The following is a 13,744-nucleotide window of genomic DNA, read 5'->3' as shown; positions in this document are numbered from 1 at the left end:
CAGCGGGGCCGTTCGGAAGGGGCATGGCGCGGCAATGGCATTTGGGCAAGACGGGGATTGGGCGATCGAGGCGCAGGGCCTGGTCAAGCGCTTCGACGGGTTTACCGCCGTGGACGGGGTGGACATCCGCGTACCGCGCGGGGCGATCTATGGCATTCTCGGCCCCAACGGCGCGGGCAAGACCACCACGCTGCGCATGCTGCTGGGCATCATCGATCCCGATTCGGGGGTGCGCCGCGTGCTGGGCCACGAACGCCCCACCGAAGTGGCGCGGCGCATCGGCTACCTGCCCGAAGAGCGCGGGCTCTATCCGGCGATGAAAGCGACCGAGGCGATCGCGTTCCTCGCCGCGCTGCGCGGCGTGCCGCTCAAGACCGGGCGCCGCCGCGCGCGCGAACTGCTGGAGGAAAACGGCCTGAGCTATGCCGCCGATCGCCAGATCCGCCAGCTTTCCAAGGGCATGGCGCAGCAGGTGCAATTGCTCGGCACGCTGGTCCACGAACCCGAGCTGGTGGTGTTCGACGAGCCGTTTTCCGGCCTCGATGCGCTCAACCAGGGCAAGCTGGAAAAGATGATCCGCACGCTCGCCGCGCGAGGCACCACGGTGATCTTTTCCACCCACGTCATCGCCCATGCCGAGCGGCTGTGCGACCAGGTGGCGATCATCGCCGGGGGCAAGGTGCCGTTCGCCGGGCTGGTGGACGAAGCGCGCGACCGGCTGCGCCCGCAAGTGCGTCTGGAAACCCGCGCCCGCGATGGCGCCTGGCGCGCGGCTCTGCCGCCCGACGCCCGCAGCGAAGGCGCATTCTGGCATTTCACCCTGCCCGAAAGCGGGGTGGAGCCACTGCTGCGCGCCCTGATCGAGGGCGAGGCCGGCATTCTCTCGCTGTCGATCGAGCGGCCCGGGCTGCACGATGCCTTCGTCGCGATTGCCGGCGAGGCAGCGGCCCGCGCCTTGCAGGAAACCGCGCAGGAAGCGGAGAAGGCGGCATGATCCCCGAAAAGCTGCGCGCCGCCTGGGTGATCGCCCGCCGCGATTTCGTCGCGGTGATCTTTTCCAAGAGCTTCGTTTTCTTCCTGCTCGGCCCGCTGTTCCCGATCATCGTGGGCGGCATGGCCGGCGCGATCGGCGCGAAGGTGCAGCAGGATCTGGACCAGCCGCAGATCGGCATCGCCCTGCCGCCCGACGAAGCCGACCGGATGATCGCGGCGCACCAGGCCCTGGCCGAGGCCATGCCCGGCGACGTGCCCGGCTTCGTCGTGCTCGATGCGCCGTGGGGCGGCCGCCATTATGACGCGCGCGCCGCGCTGGCCGGCCGCAACGGTGCCGGCCGCCTCGGCGCCGATGGCAAGCCGGTGGGGCAACTGGCGGCGGTGGTTTCGGGCAGCCTGGCCCATCCCGTGCTCACCGCCACGCCCGAACGGGTGCGGATGTGGCAGGGCATGGTCGCGCTGTTTGCCGCCCGCGCGCAAAGCGTGGCTCCTGCGCCGCTGCCCACCGTGGCGGTGGACGAAGTGGCCAGCAGCGTGGCCAAGGAGCAGAGCGGGCAGGTGACCACGGCGCAGGCCGGGCAGGTGGCGCTGTTCCTGCTCACGATGCTGCTGGCGGGCATGGTCCTGTCCAACCTGGTGGAGGAAAAGGCCAACAAGATCATAGAAGTGCTCGCCGCCTCGATTCCCATGGACGCTTTGTTCCTGGGCAAGCTGTTCGCGATGCTGGGGGTGAGCCTGGTGGGCGTGGGGGTGTGGGGCACGGCCTGGGGCGGGCTCTTGCTGCTCGGCATCAAGTCGCTGCCGCTGCTCGCCGCCCCGGCGGTGGGCTGGCCGCTGTTCCTGGCCTTGGGCTTTGCCTATTTCGCCATGGCCTATCTGCTGCTCGGCTCGCTGTTCCTTGCGATCGGCGGCATGGCCACGACCGTGCGCGAAGTGCAGACGCTGTCGATGCCGGTGACTATGCTGCAACTGATGGTGTTCTTCTTTGCCAGCTATGCCCTGGCCCGGCCCGGCACCTGGGTGGATTGGGCGGCGCGGGTCTTTCCGCTGTCCTCGCCCTTTGCCATGCTGGCGCGCGCGGCGCGCGAACCGGCGGTCTGGCCCCATCTGGCGGCGCTGGGCTGGCAGGGGCTGTGCGTGGTGGTGAGCGTGCGCGTGGGGGCGCAACTGTTCCGCCGCACGGTGATGAAGTCCGGCCCGGCCAAGGGGCGCAAGGCCCGTGGGCAGGGGCGTCGCGGGCGGCTTGCTGAACGCTGACCGCGGCGCTCAGGATCGGTTCAGGCGGGGGGCGGCAACCAGGTCTGGTCTCGCGGGCAGACTGCCATCATGGCGCGCCCCCCCGTCCTGCCCGCGAGGCCATCTTGCCCCGGTTGCCCGCCAGCTCCAGACAGGTGCACATGGTGACGATGAACGGCTCTTCCCCCATGCCTTCCCATCCGTCCCGCCGCCGTCTGCTCGGCTGGCTGGGCGCCGGGCTTGTCCTGCCCATGGCCAGCGCCTGTCGCGCCCGCCCGGCGCCGCCCAAAGAGGTGTTCCCGGTGCAGCACAGCGAGGCGGAATGGCGCCGCCTGCTCACCCCCGAACAGTTCTACATCCTGCGCGAGGCCGGCACCGAGCGGCCGTTCAGCTCCCCGCTGCTCAATGAGCACCGCAAGGGCACGTTCGCCTGCGCCGCCGACCGGCAGCCGCTGTTCGCCTCCACCACCAAGTTCGACAGCGGCACCGGCTGGCCCAGCTTCTGGAAGCCCCTGCCCGGCGCGGTCGGCCTGCGCAGCGACAGCTCGTTCGGCATGGACCGCACCGAAGTCTATTGCCGCCGCTGCGGCGGCCACCTGGGCCATGTGTTCGACGATGGCCCGCCGCCCACCGGCAAGCGCTATTGCATGAACGGCAAGGGGATGATTTTCCTGCCGGCTTGAGAGCCCGTTTTGAAAATGCGCCAGGGCGCATTTTCGTTGCGGCACCGGCCCGCGCCCCCACCCGACCTCCCATAGGGTACTATCGTTGGGAGGTCGGGTGGGGGCGCGGGCCGGTGCCGTAAATCCGGCAAAGCCGGATTTCCAAACAGTCTCTGATCGCGGCCCTTTCGCGGGGGCGGCATCCGTGCCAAAGCCGCTGGCGATGCGCCGTCTTGCCACTCTGCTGCTCGTGCTGGCCCTGGTGCCCACGATCTATGTGCGCCAGCCCTTTCCGCCGCCCAGCGACGACAACCGGGTGTTCTTCCACGATCTGCTGCCCGGCTTGCGCGATGCCCATGGCGCGGCGCCGTGCTATGGCGCGCTGACGCTGGCGGGGGCCTGGCAACTGACCAGCCCGAACCACGATTTCGGCAATTTCTCGGCGCTGGCGGTGCGCAATGCTCATGATCTGCTGGCGGTGAGCGATCGCAACGCGATCATGGTCTTCACCCGGCCCGACCAGCCCGGCCCCTGGCATACCTGGCAGCGCGAGACGATCCACCAGGCCTGGCGCGGGCAGGAGATCGACACCGACAGCGAATCGGTCTCGGTCGATCCGCGCAGCGGCGCGGTGCTGATCGGCTATGAAGGCGCGCCCCGCTTCCACCTGTTCAGCGCGGACTTTGCCCACGATCGCAAGATTCCCGCCCCGGTGCTGAGCGAATGGCCCAACAACCAGGGGCCAGAGGCGCTGCGCCAGTTGGCCGACGGGCGCACCGTGGTGATCGGGGAAGTCTTTGCCCCGTGGTGGTCGCGGCGCCGCCATACCGGCCTGATCTGGCCGGGCCTGCCGCGCGCCAACCAGGCCCCGGCCCGCTTCGAGCTGGTCATGCCCGAAGGCTATCGCCCGGTGGAACTGGCCCAGGCGCCCGACGGCCAGCTGCTGCTGCTGGGCCGCAAGTTCACGCTGGATGGCTTCCGCACCGTGGTGACGGTGGTGCCCGATCCGCGCGCGATCCATCCCGGCGCCACGGTCACGCCACAGCCGATCGCGTGGATCGACGATCCGCGCATCCGCGACAATTACGAGGGCATGGTCACCACACCCGAACCGGGCGGTGGCACCGCGATCTGGCTGATTTCCGACAGCAACCAGATGGTCTGGCTGCAACGCACATTGCTGCTCAAGCTCATGCTCCCCTGAACAGCACGAAAGTGATGCCCGTTCCGGGCCGGACCGCCAGCGCTCCCTTCGGCAGGAGCGGGCGCCTGGAGCGCTGGCGGGGGAGCCGGCCCGGAACGGGCACGCGATTACACGCTGCGTCCTGAAAGCAGCGCGGCCGCGTGTCGGGTGGAATGGTAGAGGCCGTCGTGGCGATCGGCGCGCACGAAGCCATCGAGCAGGTCGGCAAAGCCCTCGCTGTCTCCCGCCAGGGCATGGCGGACCATCGCGGCCAGCGTCGCCTCGTCGGGCGTCATCACCAGTTGGCAGGGGCGGTTGACCAGGAAGCGTTCGGGCCAGGTGCGGATCACCCGGCGGACCAGGGCATGGACTGCCGCAGCGGCCTCCACGCTGTGATAGCGCTGCGCCAGATCGGGCACGGGATCGCGGCCGACCCGCTCAAACATCGCGGAAAGGCGCATGGCCATGACCACGTGGAGCGCGGTGAGCGACAGGGCGCGCACGTCCTGAGGACGCGCCAGCGCCGCCAGGATGGCGTCGTGGCGGGCCGTGGCCGAAGCAATGTGCGGCGTAACCGGGCCGGGCTGGGCGTGGGGTGCGGACATGACAGCCTTTCTTGCGATCGATTCGCAAATGAGACTATGCTGCCCGCGCAGACCCGTCAATGATAATCATTCTCAATAACTCGGCGATGCGGCCAGCCGCGCTCCAGCCACGTTCAGGCGGTGCGGAAGCCCTGCGTGATCGGATAGCGCCGGTCGCGGCCGAAGTTGCGAATGCCCAGCTTGACCCCCGGCGGGGCCTGGCGCCGCTTGTATTCGGCCAGGTGCAGCAGGCGCTCGATGCGCTCCACCGTGGCGCGGTCGAAACCTTCGGCGGTAATCTGCGCCACGCTCTTCTCGTGCTCCACCAGGCCGAGCAGGATCGCATCGAGCACGTCATAGGGCGGCAGCGAATCCTCGTCCTTCTGGTCGGGGCGCAGTTCGGCGCTGGGCGGCTTGGTGATGATCCGCTCGGGCATGACCGGCCCCTGCGGACCCAGGCCGATGCGCGGGCGGTGTTCGTTGCGCCAGCGCGACAGGGCAAAGACCGTGGTCTTGTAGGCGTCTTTCAGCGGGTTGTAGCCGCCATTCATGTCGCCATAGATCGTGGCATAGCCCACGCTCATCTCGCTCTTGTTGCCAGTGGTCACCAGCATCGGCCCGAACTTGTTGGACAGGGCCATCAAGGTGGTGCCGCGAATGCGCGATTGCAGGTTTTCTTCCGTCAGGTCCGGCTCGCGCCCGGCAAACAGCGGGGCCAGCATGCCGGTAAAGCCATCGACCGCCGGGCCGATCGGCACGGTATCGAGCCGCACGCCCAGCATCTGTGCGCAGCCTGCCGCATCGTCGAGGCTTTCCTGGCTGGTATAGCGGCTGGGCAGCATCACGCACCACACCCGGTCGGCGCCCAGCGCATCGACCGCGATCGCGGCGCAGAGCGCGGAATCGATCCCGCCCGAAAGGCCCAGGATCACGCCGGGAAAGCGGTTCTTGTTCACATAGTCGCGCAGTGCCACGACCATGGCGCAATAGATGTCTTCGGGGTGTTTGGCCGGCTCGGCCACGTCGCCCGCCTCGCAGCGCCAGCGGTGGCCGCTGCCCGAAGGCACCCTGGTCCACACCGTGTCGACCACGGCCTCTTCCCATTCCGGCAGTTGCGCCCACAGCGCGCCTTCCGGGCCGACCACGAAGCTGGCGCCGTCGAACACCACTTCGTCCTGCCCGCCCACGCGGTTGACATAGGCCAGCGGGATTCCGGTATCGATCGAGCGACGCTTGGCCACGCCATCGATGCGCAGCACGTCCTTGTCGATCTCGTAAGGGCTGCCGTTGACGCAGAGGAAGATTTCCGCGCCCAGTTGCGCCAGGTGGCGGCACACATCGGGGTGCCAGATGTCTTCGCAGATCGGCAGGCCCAGCATGGCGCCGCGAAACGCCACCGGCTCGGGCAGGGGGCCGGGCAGGAACAGGCGCTTTTCGTCGAACGTGCCATAGTTGGGCAGTTCGTACTTGAAGCGCGTGGCCGCGATCCTGCCGCCATCGAGCAGCGCCACGCCGTTGTGCAGCGCGCCGTCGCGCACGAAGACCGAGCCGACCAGCATCGCCGGGCCGCCATCGGCAGTGGCCTTGGCCAGCTTTTCCAGTTCCACCGTGGCGCGCTCGATCAGCGCGGGATTGAGCACGAGATCCTCGTGCGGATAGCCGATCAACTGCATCTCGGGAAAGACGATCAGGTCGCTGCGCTGCGCGTTGCGGCGCACCTCGAGCATCGCGGCGGCGTTGGCGGCAAGATCGCCAACCCGTTGGTTGAGTTGCGCAAGCGTGATGATCAGTTTGTCGGCCATGGCCAATCCCTAGGCGGCTTGGCCCGTCAGGAGCAAGGGGCCTGTGCCATGGGGAGCCGCAAATCGGGCGCAAATGCGGCGGCAATGCGGCGCACGGGCGTTGCAAAACTGTCATCTTGGGCTAAGGGCGGCGCCAGGATCAGGACCACCACAAGGACTCGAGGGAATCGTCATGAAGATCATGTCCGGCAACGGCAACCTGCCGCTCGCCCGCGCGATTGCGGCCTATCTGGAACTGCCGCTGACCGATGCCTCGGTCCGTCGCTTTGCCGACGAGGAAGTCTTCGTCGAAATCCACGAGAACGTGCGTGGCGAGGATGTCTTCCTGGTGCAGTCCACCAGCTTCCCGGCCAATGACAACCTCATGGAACTGCTGATCTGCATCGATGCGCTGCGCCGCGCCTCGGCCAAGCGGATCACCGCCGTGGTGCCCTATTTCGGCTATGCCCGGCAGGACCGCAAGCCTGGCCCGCGCACGCCGATCTCGGCCAAGCTGGTGGCCAACCTGATCACCACGGCCGGTGCCGATCGCGTGCTCGCGGTTGATCTCCACGCCGGGCAGATCCAGGGCTTCTTCGACATCCCGACCGACAACCTGTTTGCCGCCCCGGTGATGGCGGCCGACATCCAGACCCGCTACGGCGGCCAGGAACTGATGGTCGTCTCGCCCGACGTGGGCGGCGTGGTGCGCGCACGCTCGCTGGCCAAGCGGCTCGACAACGCCCCGCTGGCGATCGTCGACAAGCGCCGCGATCGCCCCGGCCAGTCCGAAGTGATGAACATCATCGGCGACGTGAAGGGCCGCATGTGCATCCTGATCGACGATATCATCGATTCGGGTGGCACGCTGTGCAACGCGGCCCAGGCGCTGATGGACGCGGGCGCCGCCGGTGTGGCCGCCTATATCACCCATGGCGTGCTGTCGGGCGCCGCCGTGGCGCGCGTGGGCAATTCCGCGCTCAAGGAACTGGTCATCACCGATTCCATCCTGCCCACCGAAGCGACCAAGGATTGCGACCGCATCCGCATCCTGACCATCGCCCCGCTGATCGGCGAGGCGATCCGCCGCATCGCCGACGAAAGCTCGGTCTCCAGCCTGTTCGACTGAGGCCGCCCGGGCCCTATTGCCAGGGGCGAATGCCGCCCGGCGCGATCCGCTCGGTCATTTCCAGGCGGCGCGCCTGGCGCGTTTCGAGCGACAGCGTCATCAACGGCTGCGGCCGATCCATGAACTGGCGCGGCGACATGCCGAACAGCGCGGTGAACTCGCGGATCAGGTGGCTCTGGTCGTAATAGCGCAGGGCCAGCGTCTCGGCCTCGGCATCGTCGGCCACGCCGCGCAAGTGGCTGGCCATGTCGAGCGCGCGGGCGCGGCGCAGCACTTGCTTGGGTGTCATGCCGAAATCGCGGCGCACGATCCGCTCCAGGCGGCGCTGCTCGATCCCGCATTGCTGCGCGAATTCGCCCACCGCGATCGAAGGGTCGGCCAGCGCGGCCGATTCGAACCGCGCCGAGATCGCCTCGGGCTCGGGCGTGCCGCGCCAGGCGATCAGCGTGCGCAGCGCCTGCTCCATCGCCTGGCACCACTGCTCCGGCGTGTCCCCCGGATCGAACAGGCCGAGCCACTGCTCCGGGTCCAGGCCCAGCGCGTCCACGGTGGTAAAGCGGTCGGCCAGTTCCGCCTCGGGCAGGCGAGCGAGAGCGTGGCCCGCCCCGGGGCGCAGCACGGCACCCACGCTGGTAAAGCTGCCGGTCACGCCCACGGCCATGCGGCGGGTGTTGGGGCCAAAGACCAGCGCAGCGCGGCCCAGCGCGCAAAGCCCGTCGCGCGTCTGCGCCGTCCAGGCGCCGCGCAACTGCACGCGGATGCACGCGGTATCGGCCAGCAGCCCGCATTGCAGGGCATGGTCGGCCGGGGCATCGACCACGGTGACGTAGAACCGGCCGATCCACGGCGCCAGGTCTGGCGCGGGTGCACGGTTGTATGACAGGGGCTGCCCCTGGCGGGTTACCCCGGCGGCCGGCGCGATGGCGCGATCCACGCCCGGCCTGATCTGGCGGTTCATTCCTGCTTGCCCCCCCGAACGCCCTGATTGTCTTCCTGCCAGCCTTTCCCGAACCGCCGATGATCGACGGTTGCGCCGATCTTGCGATGCGGCGCCCCGTCTTGACCGGATCGGCGCGATGGGCAAAGCACCATGGCCATGAAGCTCGATGACGACATTGCCCTGGCCCACCGCCTGGCCGACGCTGCCGGCGCCGCGATCCGCCCCTATTTTCGCAGCGTGACCGCCGAACGCAAGGGGGATGCAACGCCGGTGACACTGGCCGATCGCGCCGCCGAAGAAGCGATGCGCGCGATCCTGGCCGCAGAGCGCCCCGACGACACCGTGATCGGCGAGGAATTCGGCACGACGCAGGGCACCTCCGGCCGCAGTTGGGTACTCGATCCGATCGACGGCACGGCCGGTTTCCTGGCCGGGCGCGCACTGTTCGGCACGCTGATCGCGCTGCTGGTGGATGGCTTTCCGGTGCTGGGCGTGATCGACCAGCCGATCGCGCGCGAACGCTGGGTCGGCGCGTCGGGCCGGGTCACCACGCTCAACGACCAGCCGGTCAAGACCCGCCCCTGCCGCGAACTGGCCGAAGCGACCATTGCCACCACCGGCCCGCACTATTTCAGCCAGCATGAAGGCGATCACTTCATGGCCCTTGCCAGCCAGACCGATTATCGCCGGATGGTGATGGGCGGCGATTGCTACAACTATGCCATGCTCGCCACCGGCCAGCTCGATATCGTCTGCGAAGCCGGGCTCAAGCTGCACGACTGGGCCGCCCTGGTGCCGGTGGTCGAAGGCGCCGGCGGCACCATGGCCGACTGGAACGGCGATCCGCTGCACATCGGCTCGGAAGGCCATGTCCTGGCGCTGGGCGATCCGGCCCGGCTGGACGACGCGATCGAGGCGCTTGCGGCCGGGCACAGCCACCGGCACTGATCGCGCCATGCCGCGTTGGATGCGGCATGACCGCTGCTGTTTCCACGATCGTGATCACCGGGGCGGGCGCCGGCATCGGCCGGGGCACCGCCCTTCATTTTGCCGCGCAGGGCTGGCGCGTGGTCGGTCTCGATCGCGATGGCGCCGCGCTCAAGGAACTGGGCGCGATGCTGCCGCGCGGCCAGGCGCTGACACTGCGCTGTGACGTGGGGCGCGAAGCGGCGGTGCAGCGCGCCTTTGCCCGCATTGCCGCCTGGGCGCCCGACGGCATTGCCTGCCTGGTCAACAACGCCGGGATCGCCGATCCGCACAGCGGCCCGCTGGAGGATCTTTCGCTGAAGGCCTGGCAGGGCTGGATCGACAGCTCGCTGACTGCGGCCTTTCTGTGCAGCCGCGCCGCGCTCCCCTTGCTGCGGCGTGTCGCCGGGGCCAGCGTGGTCAACGTCGCGTCCACCCGCGCCCTGCAATCCGAGCCCGATACATATGCCTATGCCGCCGCCAAGGGCGGGCTCTGCGCGCTGACCCATGCGATGGCGGTGGGGCTGGGACCGGCCGTGCGGGTCAACGCGGTGCTACCCGGCTGGATCGAAACCGGGCCCTGGCAGCGCGCCGACCGCGCGCACGAGGCCGATCACCGCCCCATCGACGAAGCCCAGCATCCCGCCGGGCGCGTCGGCACGGTGCAGGATATCGCCACGACCATCGCCTGGCTGGTCAGCCCGGAGGCCGGCTTTGTCACCGGGCAGCAGATCGTGGTGGACGGTGGCATGACCCGCCGGATGATCTACGCCGAATGAGTGGAGCCGATTAGACACTTGTTCAATATCGTTGCCCATGCAACTTTGCCGCCATCCCCCGAAGAAGAGGATGGTTCATGACAACGATGAAGAGCGTGGCGCTGGGAGCGGCCGCGCTGGTCGCCCTGATGGCGGGCGCGGCCCAGGCCGAGGCCAAGACCGTGGTGGTGCGCGCGGCGCACATGATCGACGTGCTCGCCGGCAAGCGCGTGGATGGCGCGCAAGTGGTGATCACCGATGGCCGTATCACGGCCGTGGGCAAGGCCGGCGATGCCGTGCCGGCCGATGCGCAAGTGATCGACCTTGGCCAGCGCACGCTGCTGCCCGGCCTGATCGACATGCATGTGCACCTGACCGGCGATCCCACGCTCAGCGGCTATCGCGGGTTGGAGTTTACCGACAACCTCTCCACCGTGATCGGCGTGGCCAATGCCCGCAAGACGGTTGAGGCGGGCTTCACCACGGTGCGCAATGTCGGTTCCGCCAATTACGATGACGTAGCGCTCAAGCAGGGTATCGAGTTGGGCTATGTTCCGGGCCCGCGCATCGTGCCGGCGACCTATGCCCTTGGCGCGACCGGCGGCCATTGCGATTCCACGGAATTCCCGCCTTCGATCACCGTGCCTTCGCCCCAGATCGCCAACACGCCCGACGAATTTCGCGCGCTGGTGCGCAAGGTACGCAAGTATGGCGCCGAAGTGATCAAGATCTGCGCCACCGGCGGGGTGTTTTCCAAGACCGATTCGGTCGGCGCCCAGCAGATGAGCTATGAAGAGCTCAAGGCCGTGGCCGACGAGGCGCACATGCTGGGCATGCGCGTGGCGGCCCATGCCCATGGCACGGCCGGGATCAACGACGCCCTGCGCGCCGGGATCGACACGATCGAGCATGCCAGCCTGGCCGACGAGGAAAGCTTCAAGCTGGCCAAGGCCAAGGGCGCCTGGCTCGACATGGATATCTACAACGACGACTACATCCTGGCCGAAGGCGAGAAGAACGGCGTCTTTGCCGAAAGCCTGGCCAAGGAAAAGATGATCGGCCGCAAGCAGCGCGAGACGTTCCGCGCTGCTCATGCCGCCGGGGTCAAGCTGCTGTTCGGCACAGACGGCGGCGTCTATCCCAACGGCTACAACGCGCGCCAGTTCGCCAAGATGGTGGAATGGGGCATGACCCCGATCGAGGCGATCCAGGCCGCGACCAAGAGCGCCGCCGAAGCGCTCGACCGCACCGGCGATCTGGGCGCGATCGCCACCGGACGCTATGGCGATCTCATTGCCGTCGATGGCGATCCGCTGGCCGACGTGCGCACGCTGGAACACGTCGCTTTCGTCATGAAGGGCGGCGAGGTGGTGAAGCCGGCGTCGTAAGCAACATTCCCTCCCCTAACCCCTCCCGCACGCGGGAGGGGGACTTTCCATACGCCGTCCCGCTTGCGGGAGGGCGACTTCCTTAAACTCCCCTCCCGCGTGCGGGAGGGGCTGGGGGAGGGCATGTTCCCCCGAAAGCTCACTCTTCCGGCGGCTGGCTGTTCAACTGGATATAGTTGTGGATGCCCATCTGCTTGATCAGGTCGAGCTGGGTTTCGAGCGTATCGATGTGCTCTTCCTCGCTTTCGAGGATCTTCTGCAACAGATCGCGGCTGACATAGTCGCGCACCGTCTCGCAGTGGGCGATGCCATCCTTGAGCAGCGGCACGGCCTCGTATTCCAGGGCGAGATCGGCCTTGAGCACTTCCTCCACCGATTCGCCCACTTTCAGGCGGCCGAGCGCCTGGAAATTGGGCAGCCCATCCAGGAACAGGATGCGATCGGCCAGCATGTCGGCATGCTTCATCTCGTCGATCGATTCGTGCCGCTCGAAATCCGCGAGCTTCTTGACGCCCCAGTGCGAGAGCAGGCGATAATGCAGCCAGTACTGGTTGATCGCGGTCAGTTCGTTGAACAGCGCCTTGTTCAGAAACTCGATGACCTTGGCATCGCCCTTCATCGCCGGAATGTCCTATCTCGTTGAACCGGCATGCAGGCTATGCCGCGCGGGCGCGCAGGGCAATCGGCAGTTTGCCTGAGACGGGGCCCGTGCGGGGCGAATTCAGGCCAGGGCGCAGGCGCGCTCGTCGGCCACCACGTCGTCGGCATCGTCCAGGCATTGGCGGCACTGCGCCTGGCACCCCATGGTGCGGTACAGCGTCTCGGCATCGCCCCGCGCGTGGCAGCGGGCGGCCTGGCGCAGGTCCTTTTCGCGGATGGCATTGCAGATGCAGATATACATGGCGCGTCCGGGCTTTCGCTCATGAGAATGATTCGCAAGGTAATGCGATTCATTCTCATGAGCAAGGGGTAAAGCGAGTCCTGACCGGCACCGCGTATCGTTGCGGGCCGCCTTGCAAAGCCTTCGGCCCGTCGCTACATGGGCGCCAGCATCGAGAGTTGGGGGCGACGCCCCAACGCCAACCTGCCGGTTTCCGGGCAAGGTGGCGCTCCCCGTGGGAGGATGTGGCCGATCCGGCAACCAAACGGAGCAAGCCCCAGGCGTCCCTTTTCCCGCTCGCGCTGCGCAGGATTTGAAGGAAGACACGCCGTGCCGATCAGGATTGCCGACAACCTCCCCGCCCGCCGGACGCTCGAAGCCGAAAGCGTGATCGTGATGGGCGAGACCGAGGCCGCGCGGCAGGACATCCGCCCCTTACGCATTGCCCTGCTCAACCTGATGCCCGACAAGATCACCACCGAAACGCAGATCGCGCGCCTGCTCGGCGCTACGCCGTTGCAGATCGAGCTGGAGCTGGTGCGCCTTTCGGGCCACGTCAGCAAGACCACGTCGGCCGGGCATATCGCCGAATTCTATCGCCCGTTCCGCGATGTGCGTGCCGAACGCTTCGACGGGTTGATCGTCACCGGCGCGCCGGTCGAGACGATGGACTATGGCGAAGTGACCTATTGGGACGAGCTGCGCCAGATCTTCGACTGGAGCCAGACCCTTTGCCACCGCCTGTTCACCATCTGCTGGGGGGCAATGGCGGCGCTGGCCCATTTCCACGGGGTGCCCAAGCATGCCCTGGGCGCCAAGGCCCACGGCGTGTTCCCGCACCTGAACCGCGCCCCGGCCAGCCCGTGGCTGCGCGGCATGTCCGATATCGTTCCGGTGCCGGTCTCGCGCTGGAGCGAAGTGCGCCGCGACGACCTGCCCGAAACGGTCAAGGTGCTGCTCGACAGCGACGAGGTCGGCCCCTGCCTGGTGGATGACCCGGCCCATCGCGCCATCCACATGTTCAACCACCTGGAATACGACACGCTCACGCTCGATACCGAATACCGCCGCGACGGCGAGCGCATCGTGCCTCGGCACTATTATCCCGACGACGATCCGGCGCAGTTGCCGCGCAACACCTGGCGCACCTATGGCCACCAGTTGTTCGGCAACTGGATCAACGAAGTCTATCAGACCACGCCGTTCGATCTGAACGCCATCGCCTAAGATCCTCCCTCGCGAAG

The 13,744-nt window shown here is 67.8% G+C and carries 15 protein-coding genes and 1 riboswitch; of the genes, 9 read left to right on the top strand and 6 right to left on the bottom strand.

Annotated elements, in window-relative coordinates; all coding sequences use genetic code 11:
• Positions 1-34 precede the first annotated feature (34 nt).
• The 4 genes from IE191_RS02395 to IE191_RS02380 all read left to right on the top strand — a co-directional run bounded on the left by IE191_RS02395 (position 35) and on the right by IE191_RS02380 (position 4,095).
• Positions 35-994, top strand: coding sequence for an ABC transporter ATP-binding protein (locus IE191_RS02395; protein ID WP_191322760.1), 960 nt, complete (start codon positions 35-37; stop codon positions 992-994).
• The gene (locus IE191_RS02390; RefSeq protein WP_191322759.1) at positions 991-2,250 is read left to right on the top strand and encodes an ABC transporter permease; all 1,260 of its coding nucleotides are present in this window, start codon (positions 991-993) and stop codon (positions 2,248-2,250) included. Before IE191_RS02395 ends, IE191_RS02390 begins: the two co-directional genes overlap by 4 nt.
• A gap of 149 nt (positions 2,251-2,399) precedes the next feature.
• Positions 2,400-2,912 (top strand): peptide-methionine (R)-S-oxide reductase MsrB, encoded by a 513-nt coding sequence (gene msrB / locus IE191_RS02385; RefSeq protein ID WP_229815053.1) that lies wholly within the window; start codon positions 2,400-2,402, stop codon positions 2,910-2,912.
• 202 nt (positions 2,913-3,114) lie between these two features.
• A complete protein-coding gene (locus tag IE191_RS02380) occupies positions 3,115-4,095 on the top strand; it encodes an esterase-like activity of phytase family protein (RefSeq protein WP_191322758.1) in 981 nt (326 codons plus the stop codon).
• Positions 4,096-4,202: 107 nt separating this feature from the next.
• Here IE191_RS02380 and IE191_RS02375 read toward each other — a convergent pair whose 3' ends face one another.
• Positions 4,203-4,679 carry a hypothetical protein gene (locus IE191_RS02375; RefSeq protein ID WP_191322757.1) on the bottom strand — a complete coding sequence of 159 codons (477 nt, stop codon included), beginning with the start codon at positions 4,677-4,679 and terminating at the stop codon, positions 4,203-4,205.
• Between the two features lie 113 nt (positions 4,680-4,792).
• The gene (locus IE191_RS02370) at positions 4,793-6,460 is read right to left on the bottom strand and encodes an NAD+ synthase (RefSeq protein WP_191322756.1); all 1,668 of its coding nucleotides are present in this window, start codon (positions 6,458-6,460) and stop codon (positions 4,793-4,795) included.
• Positions 6,461-6,632: 172 nt separating this feature from the next.
• Between IE191_RS02370 and IE191_RS02365 the strand changes: the two genes are divergently transcribed.
• Positions 6,633-7,568, top strand: a complete 936-nt coding sequence (locus IE191_RS02365) for a ribose-phosphate pyrophosphokinase (RefSeq protein ID WP_191322755.1) — start codon at positions 6,633-6,635, stop codon at positions 7,566-7,568.
• A 13-nt stretch (positions 7,569-7,581) separates the two neighbouring features.
• Here IE191_RS02365 and IE191_RS02360 read toward each other — a convergent pair whose 3' ends face one another.
• Positions 7,582-8,526 (bottom strand): helix-turn-helix domain-containing protein, encoded by a 945-nt coding sequence (locus IE191_RS02360; RefSeq protein WP_191322754.1) that lies wholly within the window; start codon positions 8,524-8,526, stop codon positions 7,582-7,584.
• The gene (locus IE191_RS20975) at positions 8,523-8,666 is read right to left on the bottom strand and encodes a hypothetical protein (protein ID WP_229815052.1); all 144 of its coding nucleotides are present in this window, start codon (positions 8,664-8,666) and stop codon (positions 8,523-8,525) included. Before IE191_RS20975 ends, IE191_RS02360 begins: the two co-directional genes overlap by 4 nt.
• Between IE191_RS20975 and IE191_RS02355 the strand changes: the two genes are divergently transcribed.
• From IE191_RS02355 to IE191_RS02345, 3 genes are all read left to right on the top strand, one after another.
• Positions 8,665-9,456 carry an inositol monophosphatase family protein gene (locus tag IE191_RS02355; protein ID WP_191322753.1) on the top strand — a complete coding sequence of 264 codons (792 nt, stop codon included), beginning with the start codon at positions 8,665-8,667 and terminating at the stop codon, positions 9,454-9,456. The two genes, IE191_RS20975 and IE191_RS02355, sit on opposite strands and share 2 nt — an antisense overlap.
• A 26-nt stretch (positions 9,457-9,482) precedes the next feature.
• Positions 9,483-10,253, top strand: a complete 771-nt coding sequence (locus tag IE191_RS02350) for an SDR family NAD(P)-dependent oxidoreductase (protein WP_191322752.1) — start codon at positions 9,483-9,485, stop codon at positions 10,251-10,253.
• An 86-nt stretch (positions 10,254-10,339) separates the two neighbouring features.
• A complete protein-coding gene (locus tag IE191_RS02345; protein ID WP_191322976.1) occupies positions 10,340-11,620 on the top strand; it encodes a Xaa-Pro dipeptidase in 1,281 nt (426 codons plus the stop codon).
• Between the two features lie 139 nt (positions 11,621-11,759).
• Here IE191_RS02345 and bfr read toward each other — a convergent pair whose 3' ends face one another.
• The gene (bfr, locus tag IE191_RS02340; RefSeq protein WP_191322751.1) at positions 11,760-12,239 is read right to left on the bottom strand and encodes a bacterioferritin; all 480 of its coding nucleotides are present in this window, start codon (positions 12,237-12,239) and stop codon (positions 11,760-11,762) included.
• A gap of 102 nt (positions 12,240-12,341) precedes the next feature.
• Complete coding sequence (locus IE191_RS02335) at positions 12,342-12,521, bottom strand: (2Fe-2S)-binding protein (RefSeq protein WP_191322750.1); 180 nt, start codon at positions 12,519-12,521, stop codon at positions 12,342-12,344.
• A gap of 143 nt (positions 12,522-12,664) precedes the next feature.
• Positions 12,665-12,775: riboswitch (SAM-I-IV-variant riboswitch) on the top strand.
• 55 nt (positions 12,776-12,830) lie between these two features.
• Here IE191_RS02335 and IE191_RS02330 point away from each other — a divergent pair.
• Entirely contained in the window at positions 12,831-13,727 is an 897-nt protein-coding gene (locus IE191_RS02330; protein WP_191322749.1) for a homoserine O-succinyltransferase, read from the top strand.
• The last annotated feature ends 17 nt before the right edge of the window (positions 13,728-13,744 follow it).

This window comes from Novosphingobium pokkalii (genome assembly GCF_014652855.1).
In the GTDB taxonomy this organism is placed as follows: domain Bacteria; phylum Pseudomonadota; class Alphaproteobacteria; order Sphingomonadales; family Sphingomonadaceae; genus Novosphingobium; species Novosphingobium pokkalii.
Note: the sequence above shows the minus strand (reverse complement) of the source record. Positions and strands in the feature narration are given on the sequence as shown.